Genomic DNA, 294 nt, shown 5'->3' on the forward strand with positions numbered 1-294 from the left:
TGAGCATCTTCCTCAACTTATTGAGAAATGGCATCTTGATTTTGTTGTGGTGAATGGTGAGAATGCCTCTGGTGGTTTTGGTCTCACACAAGAAACGTATCAAGATCTTTTGATGGCCGGAGTTGATGTTGTCACCACGGGTAATCATGCTTTTTCTCACACAGAAGCATTGCAGTATGCGCATGAGAGTGATCGTTTTTTACGTCCTGCCAATTTCTCGCAAGAGACTCCCGGAAGAGGAGTTGGTGTTTTTACAGCGAAAAATGATGCCCGTGTTCTTGTTGCGAATCTGTT

At 43.9% G+C, this 294-nt stretch carries 1 protein-coding gene; it reads left to right on the forward strand.

The annotated features are described in order from the left end of the window. Positions 1 to 294 (forward strand): YmdB family metallophosphoesterase (locus ACFIN0_RS10025; RefSeq protein WP_375702485.1); only part of this gene is annotated, 294 nt, incomplete at both ends.

This window comes from Bartonella sp. AA89HNZF, from assembly GCF_042196905.1.
Classification (GTDB): domain Bacteria; phylum Pseudomonadota; class Alphaproteobacteria; order Rhizobiales; family Rhizobiaceae; genus Bartonella.